We start from the raw sequence: 13412 nt of genomic DNA, 5'->3' as shown, positions 1-13412 counted from the left end.
TTTAAAGGGCAGGGTCTTATTTTTGTTCACTTGATCAACTGTCATAAGGTTTTTGAAGAAATTGCTCATAAGCGCTATTAATAATCTGCATTTTAGCTATAGCTTCATCATCCGGATTCAGGTCAGGATGATATTGTCTGGCTAAATGTCGGTAAGCATCTTTAACTTGTTTAGCGGTGGCATTTGTCGGGACTCTTAAAATTTCCCACCATTCTCCTGAGTTTACAACATCAGTTATGGGTTGCTCGCTTATCATGCCAAGTGTTAGATACCAAACTTTAATAGAATTCCCGTAACCCCCACTAATTAAAATTTTCCCATCAGGGCTAAAAACGATAGGGCTGCATCCACATAGGTTTTGAAGCAATTTTTTTGTGGATAAACACCACAGTTTAATTTCTTGGTAACTGGCACTGACAAGGGTTTCTCCGTCCGGACTAATGGCAAGACTCAACACGCTGTTAGTATGACCCTTTAAAGTTTTGAGCAATTCTCCTGTGGGTAAATGCCAAATTTTAATCGTTGTATCTGTGCTGCCACTAATCATAAATTTTCCACTCGGACTAATAGCAATGGCTGTGACTTCTCCTGAATGTCCCTGTAAAAAATGGGGAGGTTTATAGCTTTCTAATTCCCAGATTCCAATAGTTTTATCGGCACTCCCACTCACTAGCATTTGACTATCGGGAGTAATAGCAATTGACCAGACTATATCTGAATGTCCGTTAAGAGTTCGTTTCCATTGTCCCGTGAAACCTCCCCAGATTTTCAGTTTGTGATCGCCACTTGCACTAATGATAGATTGACGATTATGGGTAAAGGCCAGTGAAAAAATTGCCCCTTCATGACTCTGATAAGATCTTAAGCTAAAAAAAGCGGAAAAAATCTGTTTTGTGGCTAATTTCCAAGCAGAAATTCTTTGATCGAACCCACCAGCAATGATCATTTCTCCATCAGGACTAAAAGCGACGGTTTGAACTTCTCCCCCTAAACCAAAAAAGGTATAAATCGGTTTTCCGGTTGTTAAATTCCAGAGTTTGACCGTTTGATCATTACTGCCGCTCATCAAAGTTTGTCCATCAGGACTAATGGCAATTGCATTAATTTTACTTGGGTGATCTTGAAGAATATACCCACATTGCCAATGAGCAATTATTTCTTCGCTTTTCGTTAATTCTTTGGCAGAAGAATTCTGTTTTGCTGCTTGAGCTTGTAAAGCTTTCCAAAGGTTTTCTATCTCATCTTGAAAGTTGACATTATTATTATTTTCTATTTTGTCTTTTAACTCGCGCAATAATTCTTCTATCTCTTGTTGATCATAGAGAGTTTTCTGGGAAAATTCTTGCCCGTCTTTTTCGGCAATTGGTAAAAATAGCATCACCGCAAAGTCTTGAGAATCTGAATCAGTTTTAAAACCTACGGCTCCCTTAAGACTTTCTAACTCTTGTTCTACTTCTAACGATGACCAAAATTTTTCTTCTTCATACTCTTGGGTAATTTGTTCTAAAAACAGTAAATTTTGATAGATTTTCTTTTCTAGGTTGCCATAACTAAGCATTTTAGCTAACCCATACATTCCCAAACCCACCACACCACCGGCAACAGACAGAGGAATCATGCCAATAGCAATAGCCCCTCCACCTAATCCTAATCCCATATTTCCTATCAGACTTGAAACCCCCAACCCGCTAATGGTTCCTAGTCCAGCCGCATTGAGGGCGGTAGCATCTGCTTCTTCTAAAGCCTTCAAGGCCCCATAAGCGGCAGCACCCGTTACGCCACCCACCACAGCAACAGGGAGCATACCAATGCTAACCCCACCAAATTTCCCGATTAATCCCATTTTGCCAATAGTAGCGGATATTCCTGCACCCGCCGTTGTCCCACCAGCAACAAAACCCTTTCCTTCCCTTGAATGGTGCGTCATTTATTAGGCAACCCCAACTGAATCAATGGCTGACATTCCTAACATTCCCCTCTAGAACCGAAAAATTAAGCTTGTTCTCTGTACTTAAAGCACACGAGGGATATAAAAAAGACAGCAGTGATCTGCTGACTTGCGTCTAAAGACATTTGCAAAAAGCTGAGGACAGACTCTACTCTTAAACTTCTACAGTTTATTAAACTCATAATTTAGGATAAAAATTTGAAGATTTGATGAAGTTGTCAGTAATTCTCGCATTTTTTAATTTACAGGCGATGAATACCAGACAAATGTTTTGTTCTTGTGCTATTTGGAGCATCTTTATAACGAACCAAGAGATTGAACACCCAGAACACAGGCTTATCTGGTGTCGCATCTAACCTACAATTTTTTTAATGATGTGTATGGTGCCGATTTGACATCCTCGCCGCCGGTCAAGGTACGGCGATTCCTAAACCTCACGATTTAGGTTTCTTGCTTCCTTCCCTTACGGGTTTTTCGCAACTGCCCTTTAGACTCATGCCTATCAGGTCTTACGTCCGCTCCACAGACAGTCACCGCCAGTCCGGCGGCCAAAATGTTACGACTTGCATTAATATCTCTGTCATGGGTCATCCCGCATTCTCGACATTCCCACTCACGGATATTCAGAGGCAATTGATCCATTACGTGACCGCAATTCCCACAACGTTTACTGCTTGGAAAAAAGCGATCAATCTTCACCAGTTCTCGACCATACCACCGGCATTTATATTCAAGCTGTCCGACAAATTCAGACCATCCACACTCAGATATCGCTTTAGCCAGCTTGGGGTTTTTGACCATATTCCTGACAGCCAAATCCTCAACTACTATCGTTTGGTTTTCACGAATCAATTGAGTTGTCAGTTTATGGAGGAAATCTTTTCTAGAATCCGCTATTTTTGCGTGAACTCTAGCTACTTTCAATCTAGCTTTTTCTCGGTTCTTGGAACCTTTTTGAGTCCGAGAATACTCCTTTTGAACCCGTTTGAGTTTCTTGTAAAGCTTGTTGAAATGCTTGGGCTTGCTGATTTTTGTTCCATCGCTAGTGGTAATCAGACTGGTTATCCCCAAGTCTATCCCGATAGCTTTGTCGCTTTTTGGCAAAGGTTGAACCGTCTCATCCTTAACGAGCAAAGAGACGAACCATCTACCGCGAGCATCAAGTTTAATGGTTATCGTCGAGGGAGTTGCACCATATGGAAGTTGACGACTCCAGCGAATAGCCAAGGGTTCAGAACACTTAGCCAGCCAGACTTGACCATCCTTCCACTTAAAAGCCGACTTGGTGAACTCCGCGCTACCTCCACTTCTTTTCTGCTTGAAGCGTGGATACTTGGCGGTCTTTCCCCAGAAGTTAGTAAAAGCTTTCTGAAGATGCCTCAATGTTTGTTGCAGTGGAACACAGCTAACCTCGTTGAGAAAATCCAAGCTTTCTTGTTTCTTCCAAGAGGTAAGCATAGCGGATGTTTGGCAATAGTCAATTCGCTCAAGTCGCTCGTACCATGCCTGTGTTCTTTCATGCAAAGCCTTGTTATAGACAAGCCGAACGCATCCCAGGGTCCGACGCAAGAGGGTTTCCTGCTCAGACGTTGGGTAAAAACGGTATTTAAATGCGCGTGTTGCTTCGCCGTCTTTCGGAGCGGTCATGCCTTGAGAACGTTAGACTACATTCACATTTTAGTACATATTCTGTGAGAATGCTACAATTGAAGAATAAAGCCGTCATAGAACGACGGGGTTTCAGACCCAAAATTTTCGATGAAATTTAATGTGATTGTGGATCAACTGAGTCAGTTTATCAAATCCCATAGTCTGACCACTAACCCAGATTTTAATCCTGAAATTACTCAACTGGCTGCCATTGATGAAGCCGCATCCGGTCATCTGAGTTATATAGAAGGGGCAAAATTTGCCTCTATGGTGAGTAAAACCGATGCTTCTGCTTTGATTTTACCTGTAGATGAAACCTTGCAAACTGAAGCCACACAAAGAGGGATTGCTTGGATAGCTACCGTTGAACCTCGCTTAGTTTTTGCTCATGCTATTAGATTATTTTATCAACCCTTTCGCCCCTGTCCAGGCATTCATCCCACTGCGGTCATTCATCCGGATGCTGTGATGGGAGAAAATGTTTCTATTGGGGCTCATGTGGTTATTGGTGCCGGCGTTAAACTCGGTCATGATGTTTGTCTTCATCCCAATGTGGTGATTTATCCCGGCGTGACAGTGGGCGATCGCACGATTCTTCATGCTAATTGTACCATTCATGAACGTAGTCAAATCGGTGCAGATTGTGTCATTCACAGTGGTGCCGTCATTGGTTCAGAAGGGTTTGGCTTTGTACCTACTGCTGCTGGGTGGTTTAAGATGGAACAATCAGGTATTACTGTGTTAGAAGATGGGGTAGAAGTGGGTTGTAACAGCACCATTGATCGCCCGGCAGTAGGAGAAACCCGGGTTAAACGCCATACTAAAATAGATAATTTAACTCATATTGCTCACAGTTGCGAAGTGGGAGAAAATTGTGCTTTTGCGGCACAAGTTGGGTTAGCTGGTGGGGTAAAAGTTGGTAACCGAGTGATTTTGGCCGGACAGGTGGGGATAGCGAACCAGGCAAAAATTGGAGATGGTGCGATCGCTTCTGCACAAACGGGTATTCCTAATGATGTTCCTGCCGGCGAGATTGTGTCTGGTAGTCCCTGTGTGCCCAATAAATTATATCTTAAGGTTTCTGCTATCTATAAGCGGCTTCCTGAGATGTATCAAACTTTTAAACAACTTCAAAAACAGTTAGAAAAAGAATAATGCTTACATTTTTTATTTAAACTTATTCATCAATATAAATGAGAAAAAAAACTCGTGGTGTGATTGCTGCCGGACACCAAAAAACGGCTGAAGCGGGACAAATAATGTTCGAGTTAGGAGGAAATGCTTTTGATGCTGCTATCGCGGCAATTTTAGCCTCCTTTGTGGTTGAGTCTACTCTAACTTCAGCCGGAGGAGGAGGATTTTTACTGGCTCATACTGAAGAGCAGGAAAATATTCTTTTTGATTTTTTTTGTCAAACGCCTCGACAGAAAAAACCTGTACAAGAAATTGATTTTTATGGCATTAAAGTTAACTTTGGAGTAGCCATTCAAGACTTTCATATTGGCAAAGGTTCTATTGCTGTCCCGGGCAATGTAGTGGGAGTTTTTGAAATTCATCAACAATTGGGAAAATTACCGTTTGATGTGGTGGCAGAACCGGCAATTGATTATGCGAAAAATGGATTTATTATTCAGAAATTTAATCAGTATTGTCAAGAACTTTTATCTCCCATTCTTTTAGAAACCTCAGAATCTCGAAAAATTTATGCTCCCGAAGGGAAATTAGCTCAACTAGGTCAAACTTTTTATCTTAGGGATTTTGCCGAAACATTAGGCGAATTAGTGCAACAAGGCTTGAGCGGCTTTTATCAGGGTGAGATTGGTCGGCAACTGGTGAGAGATTTATCCAAAGGAGGTTATTTAACCAAAGAAGATTTACTATCTTATCGAGTCATTCGCCGAAAACCTTTAAAAATTTCTTATCGAAATTATGAGTTATTAACGAATCCTCCGCCTAGTTCCGGAGGCGTTTTGATTGCTTTTGCTCTCAAATTATTAGAAAGTTGTGATTTAAAAAAAATTGAATTTGGCAGTGAGAAACATTTACAAATTTTAGCGGAAATTATGCGCTTAACGAATGAAGCTAGACAAGAAAAATATGATTCTTATTTATATCAAGATGATATTATTGAGTCTTTTCTGGCTTCAGAATGCCTAGAACCTTATCAAAAAAAATTCCAAAAAACGCTCAATAAATGGGGAAGTACCACCCACATTAGTGTGATGGATGAACTGGGAAACGCGGCTAGTGTGACTACTTCTAATGGTGAAGGGTCATCTTACGTTATTCCAGGCACCGGCATCATGCTCAACAATATGTTAGGAGAAGCCGACCTCAATCCTTTCGGTTTTCATCAGTGGCAAGAAAATCAACGAATTTCCTCAATGATGTCGCCTACCATTGTCTTACAAGAAGGAAAACCGAAAATTGTTTTAGGTTCAGGAGGTTCAAACCGCATTAGAACGGCAATTTTTCAAGTGATCTCTAATTTAATCGATTTTCACTTACCGATGGAAGCGGCTGTCAATAATTCTCGAGTCCATTGGGAAAATTACATTTATAACTTAGAACCCGCTCCAGGACGAGCCGCAATGATTAAGCACCTCAAGCTTCCCGAAGAGACATCTTTTGTCTTGTGGGAGCAAAAAAATATGTTTTTTGGTGGGGTTCATACGGTAGGACAAAGAAAAGACGGAACATTAGAAGGTTCTGGTGATTCTCGAAGAGAAGGGGTAGCCTTGGGAGCAACTGGAGAGAGCTAACGTCTTAGAATCATTAAATGAACTCAAAAAATAGCTGTTAAGTTATTCACTAACAGAACTCTATGTCAAGATCAACTCATGGTATTGTCATGGAGTTCTGAGTTGCTTAACAACCACCGACAACATCTAACCCAACTAAAAGCAATGCTAAGTTTTCCGAAATGGATGACCTTTAGTACAGGAATTTTGGCTTTTGTGATCTATGGAGCCTCAGTCAATGCTCAAATGATACCTACTGCCGGACCTTCTCAGGTTAATTTAGAGTCTTCTGAGTTGTTTCCTGTTCCCTCAAAAGCTGCTGATTTAATGGAACCTCCCGAGACAACCCCTGTTCCTCGGGTGAGTGAAATGCTAAAACTGGCTCAAGAGCCATCACCTTCTAACACACAACAAACTTCTCCTCAACAAACTTCTCCTCAACAAACTTCTCCACAAACTCCTCAGCCATCCTCACAAAGTGCCCCAGGTAATGCCTATCCTCCTCCACCAGTGCCGCCCTATCTCAATCCTGGTGCTAATCCTTTACTTATCCCCAATAGTCCTAATCAAGTTGATATTGGTAGAGTTCAGCCCATCACTCTTGAGCAAGCCGTTGAACTCGCGATCAACAACAATGAAGAAATTAAACAAGCTAGATTTGCCTTACAACGTGCCGGTGCCCAGTTAAGAGAGGCTCAATCTCTCCAATTTCCTACGGTAAACACTAACTTTGATTTTGAGCGGCAATCGGACCCCAGTATCGATCAAAGTCGGCAACGGGCAAATGAAAATAATGTCCCTCTAGATTTTAACTTTCTGGCACAAACCACTAACAATGGGCAAATCGAACTGAACTATAATGTCTATTCGGCTGGTGAACGTCCGGCCCGCATTTTGGCGGCTCGAAAAGAAGTTAACCGTAATCAGTTAGAAGTAGAACGAGTGGCTGAAGAAGTGCGCTTTAATACCACTGAGGCTTACTACTTATTACAACGGGCTGATGCTCAAGTGGCTATCGCTCAAGCGGCGGTAGAAGATGCTTCAGTCAGTTTGCGGGATGCTCGCTTACTCGAACAAGCCGGACTGGGAACGCGATTTTCTGTTCTGCAAGCTGAGGTAGATTTGGCAAGAGCTAACCAGGATTTGACTCGAGCGATCGCCGATCAGCGAACAGCTAGAAGACGCTTGGCCCAAGTTTTAAATGTGGGACAAACCATAGAATTAACGGCGGCTGATGAAATTCGAGAGGCAGGAACTTGGCCTATCTCCCTTGAACAAACGATTGTTCAGGCTTACCATAATCGGGCGGAGTTAGAACAGCAAATCCTGCAAAGAGAAATTTATCAGCAAACCAGCTATGCGGAATTAGCCTCGGTTAAACCCCAAGTGGATTTTATTGCTAGATATCTGTATACCGATACTTTTGAAGATAGGTTGAGCGTGGCAGATGGTTATGCCTTTATTGCTAGACTACGCTGGCTTATTTTTGATGGAGGGCGGGCAGAGGCACGGGCTAGACAAAATTATCGCAATATGGATATTGCTAACGCTGAGTTTGCTAGACTGCGGAACGAAATCCGCTTTAATGTCGAACAGGCTTACTATGATCTGATTGCTAACCAGGAAAATATCCAAACGGCGAACACTAACGTGATAACTGCCACAGAAAGCCTTCGACTGGCTCGTTTACGGTTTCAAGCGGGCGTAGGGACTCAAATTGATGTTATTAATTCACAACGGGATTTAACCCAAGCCCGTAGTGATTACCTACAAGCCGTTATTGATTACAACCGTTCTCTTAATCAGTTGCAACGGCAAGTGAGCAACTGGCCGGCTAACAACTTGTTTGATAAGTTTTAATTGTGGTGTGGGGGGGACAACCGAGTTTTTAGTCCCCCATTTTTTTTTGCCCAAATCGTAGTTTTTTGTAACAAATGTGTTAAAAAACTTCATAATTATTTAAGATCTAGAAAAAGGGCCTAGGCGTAAGGAGAAAAAATGTCTACTATCACTTTTGTTAAAGAAAACAAGGATGTCGTAGTGGCTCAGGGGGCTAATTTGCGAGAAAAAGCCTTGCAAAACAGTGTTGATATCTACACCTTCAAAGGAAAGCTGACCAATTGTGGCGGCTATGGTCAATGTGGGACTTGTATTGTGGAAATTGTTGAAGGAATGGAGAATCTATCTCCTAAAACCGATTTTGAGCAGCGCAAGCTGAAGAAGAAACCCGAGAATTATCGTTTAGCTTGTCAAACCCTTGTCAATGGACCGGTGAAAGTGAAAACCAAGCCCTAACACATTTGAGGCAGGCCGCAGCAGTTCGCTTAGGGTGAGATTCCCAGCGCTCCCCAAGCGAAGGCCCCCAAAATCCTCCATTAGCTACGGGCTACAAAACTCTGTTGGGAGAGGCTTTCAAGGCTTAGGTAAGGAAAATTTCTGCACTTGTGCCTCCTGCCCCCTGCAATAGTGCCTCCTTCTTTGGTTGCCTCGATAGTGATATTCTAAGAAGTTGTTGTTCTATCGGGAGACAGTTCATCAGATGCAAGTTAATGATTTAGGATTTATTGCCACCATTCTTTTTGTATTAGTTCCTACCGTTTTTCTGTTGATCCTTTATATTCAGACCAGACGGGAAACCGAAAGTTAAGCAAAGTTACAATAACTTTTAAGGGAAAGCTAGAACATCTCGCTTTCCCTCCTTTTTTGGCTGGTTGTTAGATCGCAAAAGGCAACAGGTAAATTCTGATAGTAACTCGGTTTGACGCTTTGAGACTGCTATGCTCCCAGGCTTCAACTGCTCCTTGTCAGCGATTAAAGTCCTTCTTTTCGTGCTAACAACACTGGACAATTAGCATTGACTCGCACATAATCTGATAAAGAAGTCCCTAATAAGCGATCAAGGTCGGGTAAGCTTTTAGCCACAGAGGGACGACGATCAGGAGATCCCAACAACAGCAAATCGATGTTATTATCTTCGGCTAACTTACAAATTTGTTCTCCAGGCCGCCCTCCGGTTACCAGACAACGATAGGAAATTCCTAGCCGCTTGACTTTCGCTACAGCAGGAGCAATGACTGGATTACTTTCCATCTCGCTTTGAGATAAGATCAAGTCGGGTTTTAAATCTGGGTTAACCCGAGCTAAATATAATTGTGCATCTGGATAGTCTTTAAGCAAAAAGGTGGCAAATTCTAGAGCATAATCAGCCGCCGCCGATTTATCTAAGGCGACCATCACTCGCTTGATTTTTTTGACGTAGATATCATCTTTGACTAGCAACATGGGATGATTCGTCAGTTGGAAAACATACTGACTGACGGAGTTTTCTAAAATCGCCTCGAGGCGTTTTAATCCGCGAGAACCCATGAGAATCAAGTCAGCGTTAATTTCTTCTGCCACCTGGCATACAGTATCTTTAGGTTCTCCTTGGCGTAAAATGGTAGAAACTTTACTGGGATCAAGAGGTACATTTTCAAGAACCTTGGCAATCAGTTGAGTCCCTTCTTGCCATTTTTCGGTTAGAGCGTCTGTGGTAATCTGTGGGGGAACAACATGCAAAATCGTCAGAGCCGCTTTTTTGAGCGCAGGAAAGTCCATCAAAACCTTTAGCATTTCTAAGGTGTTACCTGTTCCTGCATCAGCGTATAAGATCTTCTCTAGCATGGATTAAAACTCGATTGTTCTATTAGCTTTTTCTGCTTTCAGCATACTGCTAATGGTGGCTGAGAAATTTAACGACTTGTTACAAGTTGTGTCGGGAGGTTGATGATGTGGAAAAAACAAATTCTAGCACTGCAAGGGGATATTACCAAACAAGCGGTGGAGGCGATCGTCAATGCGGCTAATCCTTCTCTGTTAGGGGGGGGCGGTGTGGATGGGGCTATTCACCGTGCCGCAGGACCCCAATTATTGGAAGAATGCCGCCGTTTAAACGGTTGCCAAACTGGAGAAGCTAAAATTACTGGCGGCTATCGATTAGCGGCTAAATGGGTGATTCATACAGTGGGACCTGTTTGGCACGGCGGAAATCAACAAGAAGATCTATTATTAGCGAGTTGTTATCGCCATAGTCTGGCTTTAGCGGCTTCTCAACAAATTCGCTCGATTGCTTTTCCGGCTATTAGTACCGGAGCCTACGGTTTTCCTCTAGAACGAGCGGCTTTAATTGCTGTAACTGAGGTGCAAAATTTTTTAAAACAGCCGAGTTCTATTGAGCAAGTTATTTTTGTTTGTTTTAGTTCCGAGGATTTTGATTGTTATCAAAAAGTGATTCACAAACTCATTGTCTAAAACCGATACAACTCCCCTATTTTTAATAGTTAATTTTATGTCTATCTCTTTAGTCGATTTAAAGCAAGAGCAACTTTTAAAATGGGTAACACAAGCACTGGAAAGAAGCCAAAAGGGCAAGATTCCTGATTATATTCCTTTACTCCAGAAAGCCGATCCTAACGGGTTTGCTGCCTACATTTTAACGGTACATAGGGCTTATTCAACGGGAAATTTAGAGTTAACCTTTCCTTTAATGAGCGTGGTTAAGCCCTTTCTTTTACTTTATTTATTAGCCGATTTAGGCAGTGATGCCGTTTTTCGGCGGGTAGGGGGTCAACCTTCCAATTATCCCTTTAACTCTTTAGAACAATTACAAATAGATCGAGGTTTTCCTAGAAACCCGATGATTAATAGTGGTGCGATTACTTTAGCCTCATTGTTATCAGGAAAAGATGCAGCAGAAGCCTGTGAAAACCTACGACTTTGGTTGAATAAATTAGGAAATTGTCACCTATTTCTAGATGAGTTGATGTTAGAATCGGTTCTATCTCTCCCCAATGTCCGTAATCAAGCTCTTGTCCAAGAATTAGCGGCTAAGGGTTCTCTAGACAATCCTCAATTAGCCCTCAATATTTACAATTATATTTGTTGTTTGGCGGGTAATATTGTTGACCTTGCTCGGCTCGGATTATTACTTGTCTCTCCTCCTACTGCCCTTAAAGTCGAACATTGTCAGATTGTTCAGGAAATCATGACAATCTCTGGACTTTATGAAAGTTCTGGCGGATTTGCCCTTAAGGTAGGGTTTCCCACGAAATCCGGGGTGAGTGGAGTAGTGCTTTCTCTGGTTCCTGAACAAGGGGTAATCGCTTGTTATAGTCCTCCTTTAGATGCACAGGGAAACTCTGTAGGGGGACTCTTTTTAATAGAGCAAATTGCCAAAGCTTTATCTATTAATCGCTTTTGAATTATAGGTCAGCTTAAGTTGGTCCATAAGAGCCTGACGAATATCCTTTTCTTTGCCAATGACTTTAAGTCCGGGTGCTTGCTCGGTTAAAAAACTCATGCCAGTTTCTTTTCCTTTCATTAAAAAATCATTGATAGCTACCCGATAAGTTTTTTCTGGGTCTAAAGCTTGATCATTAATGAAAAAAGTTTTTCCATCTGGACCGAGTTGAACATTTGCTGTCTGAAGATAGCCGCCGGTTCCTTGATTTTTGATTCCTTGTTCCAAGATTTCTTCTAATAAACTTCCCTTCATTTCTACTAACATAATCTCTCCGCCAAAGGGCAAAATCCGCAGCACATCATACTGAGTTATTTTACCTGGGTACAATATGTCATCAATCCGAATGGAGCCGCTATTATAAATGGCTAAGTCGGGTTCGGGTACAGCATTTAACATCGCTTGAGCAATTAACTCGGTTAAACGGGTTGACTTATTGCGAACACTCGCTTCTAACCCATCGAGAGATTCGGTTGTGGTAGCGATGACCTCTTCGGGAGCAAAACCCTGAGCGCGAAAGGCTTGATATCCCTTGTCCTGCCATTGCTTAACTATCTTAGCAGTATTAAGGTCATCGGGGATAGCGTCTGTCACAGGTTTTAACTGCGATTCTATGGTTAGGTGTTTTGTTTGAGTGTCATAGGTTAGATAATGGATATAGACTGATTTAGCGTTAGCATCGGCTTTGAAGACGGGAGTATAATCATTGCCTCGCCACTGTTGAATATTTTCGTGTTCGTGACCCCCTAAAATCAGATCAATTTCTGGAATCGTTTGTGCTAGTTCTTGGTCTTGTGCTAGTGCTAGGTGAGTAACAGCGATGATAATATCTACTTGACCTTTGAGTTGTTGTACTTGTTGTCTAGCGGTTTCAATGACGGCTTTATAAGTTACATAATCGGCCGGATTACTATCAAGGGTTAGACCAATCAATCCGACTTTTACAGTAGTGTTTGCTTTTCCTGGAATAGTAATAATTTTATAAGGTTCAACTTTGGGGAAAGGCTTGTTTTCTTTATCAAAAACATTACTAGAAATCCAAGTAAATTTAGATTCTTCAAGTCTTTTTAAGAACTGTTGGTATTTAAGATCAAATTCGTGATTGCCAAAAGTGGCAAAATCCAAACCCATCGCATTAAGAACAGCAACCATTTGCTCACCTGCTAGGGATTGTCCGTTAACTATGGCAGTTCCTAACGCTGAAGGACTAAGGCAGTCTCCCGCCAAAATTGTATAAGTGTTCGGATTGGTTTTTTTTAGGTCTTTTTCCAGAGTGGCTACACGAGCTAATCCACCCTGTTTTCCTTCGGCTAAAGAGGAAATTTCATAGACATCATTTAGCTGTAGTAGAGTAATCTTGACCTCTTCTGCTCTAGCGATAGGCGAAAAAATGACGAAGCCAAAAAATAACACACTTCCTGCTAATTTTTGCCATTGTTTCATCGTTAATTTTCCTTCTTTAAATCAAAAAAATGCAAGCTTCAAGACTATTTTAGATCTAGTAAAAAAAATAGATTTTGTAATAACATTAGGCGGATTTTATTTAAGTAGTATTACTTTTTTTGATCAAACTAATGCTATTACTATAGTGTAATACATTGAAGCCACTCTATAAAAATAAGATCTAACACCTGTTACTGAATCTTTGTAAAATTTTTCTGAAGATATGGGCACTCTAAGATTAACAGGCGACCTGTTAGTACCTAAACATAAATAAACTTCTTAATGTTAAAGAGTCTAAAGACCCCTAATCTCTTTATCAGAAGAGACTCAGAGGTTCATAGACGACTATGCC

11 protein-coding genes are annotated in these 13412 nt (G+C 41.6%); 7 read left to right on the top strand and 4 right to left on the bottom strand.

What is annotated here, in order from left to right; all coding sequences use genetic code 11:
• Nucleotides 1-34: 34 nt before the first annotated feature.
• Both CYAN7822_RS10695 and CYAN7822_RS10690 read right to left on the bottom strand, forming a co-directional pair.
• Nucleotides 35-1927 carry a DnaJ domain-containing protein gene (locus CYAN7822_RS10695; RefSeq protein WP_013322277.1) on the bottom strand — a complete coding sequence of 631 codons (1893 nt, stop codon included), beginning with the start codon at nucleotides 1925-1927 and terminating at the stop codon, nucleotides 35-37.
• Nucleotides 1928-2389: 462 nt separating this feature from the next.
• Entirely contained in the window at nucleotides 2390-3595 is a 1206-nt protein-coding gene (locus tag CYAN7822_RS10690) for an RNA-guided endonuclease InsQ/TnpB family protein (protein ID WP_013322276.1), read from the bottom strand.
• A gap of 111 nt (nucleotides 3596-3706) precedes the next feature.
• On the opposite strand from CYAN7822_RS10690, the gene lpxD reads away from it, so the two are divergent.
• From lpxD to psbM, 5 genes are all read left to right on the top strand, one after another.
• On the top strand, nucleotides 3707-4753 hold the full coding sequence (gene lpxD / locus CYAN7822_RS10685) for a UDP-3-O-(3-hydroxymyristoyl)glucosamine N-acyltransferase (RefSeq protein ID WP_013322275.1): 1047 nt from the start codon (nucleotides 3707-3709) through the stop codon (nucleotides 4751-4753).
• Between the two features lie 38 nt (nucleotides 4754-4791).
• The gene (gene ggt, locus CYAN7822_RS10680; RefSeq protein WP_013322274.1) at nucleotides 4792-6360 is read left to right on the top strand and encodes a gamma-glutamyltransferase; all 1569 of its coding nucleotides are present in this window, start codon (nucleotides 4792-4794) and stop codon (nucleotides 6358-6360) included.
• 306 nt (nucleotides 6361-6666) lie between these two features.
• Nucleotides 6667-8199: a TolC family protein gene (locus CYAN7822_RS10675; protein WP_425365339.1), complete on the top strand. Its 1533-nt coding sequence runs from the start codon at nucleotides 6667-6669 to the stop codon at nucleotides 8197-8199.
• 138 nt (nucleotides 8200-8337) lie between these two features.
• Nucleotides 8338-8634 carry a 2Fe-2S iron-sulfur cluster-binding protein gene (locus CYAN7822_RS10670; RefSeq protein WP_013322272.1) on the top strand — a complete coding sequence of 99 codons (297 nt, stop codon included), beginning with the start codon at nucleotides 8338-8340 and terminating at the stop codon, nucleotides 8632-8634.
• Nucleotides 8635-8878: 244 nt separating this feature from the next.
• Complete coding sequence (gene psbM / locus CYAN7822_RS10665) at nucleotides 8879-8986, top strand: photosystem II reaction center protein PsbM (RefSeq protein ID WP_013322271.1); 108 nt, start codon at nucleotides 8879-8881, stop codon at nucleotides 8984-8986.
• Between the two features lie 164 nt (nucleotides 8987-9150).
• Here psbM and CYAN7822_RS10660 read toward each other — a convergent pair whose 3' ends face one another.
• The gene (locus CYAN7822_RS10660) at nucleotides 9151-10002 is read right to left on the bottom strand and encodes a universal stress protein (protein WP_013322270.1); all 852 of its coding nucleotides are present in this window, start codon (nucleotides 10000-10002) and stop codon (nucleotides 9151-9153) included.
• A 102-nt stretch (nucleotides 10003-10104) separates the two neighbouring features.
• Between CYAN7822_RS10660 and CYAN7822_RS10655 the strand changes: the two genes are divergently transcribed.
• On the top strand, nucleotides 10105-10629 hold the full coding sequence (locus CYAN7822_RS10655) for an O-acetyl-ADP-ribose deacetylase (protein ID WP_245602726.1): 525 nt from the start codon (nucleotides 10105-10107) through the stop codon (nucleotides 10627-10629).
• Nucleotides 10630-10666: 37 nt separating this feature from the next.
• Nucleotides 10667-11578 carry a glutaminase gene (locus CYAN7822_RS10650; RefSeq protein WP_013322268.1) on the top strand — a complete coding sequence of 304 codons (912 nt, stop codon included), beginning with the start codon at nucleotides 10667-10669 and terminating at the stop codon, nucleotides 11576-11578.
• On the opposite strand, the gene CYAN7822_RS10645 is transcribed toward CYAN7822_RS10650, so the two are convergent.
• Nucleotides 11558-13060 carry a bifunctional metallophosphatase/5'-nucleotidase gene (locus CYAN7822_RS10645; protein WP_013322267.1) on the bottom strand — a complete coding sequence of 501 codons (1503 nt, stop codon included), beginning with the start codon at nucleotides 13058-13060 and terminating at the stop codon, nucleotides 11558-11560. The genes CYAN7822_RS10650 and CYAN7822_RS10645 overlap by 21 nt on opposite strands.
• Nucleotides 13061-13412 lie beyond the last annotated feature (352 nt).

Source organism: Gloeothece verrucosa PCC 7822 (genome assembly GCF_000147335.1).
GTDB lineage: Bacteria > Cyanobacteriota > Cyanobacteriia > Cyanobacteriales > Microcystaceae > Gloeothece > Gloeothece verrucosa.
This window is presented reverse-complemented; position numbering and strand designations above follow the sequence as displayed.

Coding starts and splice junctions, on each gene's coding strand:
- CYAN7822_RS10675 (WP_425365339.1), top strand. CDS start 6,667: ATGGAACCTCCCGAGACAACCCCTGTTCCTCGGGTGAGTGAAATGCTA.
- CYAN7822_RS10655 (WP_245602726.1), top strand. CDS start 10,105: ATGATGTGGAAAAAACAAATTCTAGCACTGCAAGGGGATATTACCAAA.
- lpxD (WP_013322275.1), top strand. CDS start 3,707: ATGAAATTTAATGTGATTGTGGATCAACTGAGTCAGTTTATCAAATCC.
- psbM (WP_013322271.1), top strand. CDS start 8,879: ATGCAAGTTAATGATTTAGGATTTATTGCCACCATTCTTTTTGTATTA.
- CYAN7822_RS10645 (WP_013322267.1), bottom strand. CDS start 13,060: ATGAAACAATGGCAAAAATTAGCAGGAAGTGTGTTATTTTTTGGCTTC.
- CYAN7822_RS10690 (WP_013322276.1), bottom strand. CDS start 3,595: ATGACCGCTCCGAAAGACGGCGAAGCAACACGCGCATTTAAATACCGT.
- CYAN7822_RS10695 (WP_013322277.1), bottom strand. CDS start 1,927: ATGACGCACCATTCAAGGGAAGGAAAGGGTTTTGTTGCTGGTGGGACA.
- CYAN7822_RS10670 (WP_013322272.1), top strand. CDS start 8,338: ATGTCTACTATCACTTTTGTTAAAGAAAACAAGGATGTCGTAGTGGCT.
- CYAN7822_RS10660 (WP_013322270.1), bottom strand. CDS start 10,002: ATGCTAGAGAAGATCTTATACGCTGATGCAGGAACAGGTAACACCTTA.
- ggt (WP_013322274.1), top strand. CDS start 4,792: ATGAGAAAAAAAACTCGTGGTGTGATTGCTGCCGGACACCAAAAAACG.
- CYAN7822_RS10650 (WP_013322268.1), top strand. CDS start 10,667: ATGTCTATCTCTTTAGTCGATTTAAAGCAAGAGCAACTTTTAAAATGG.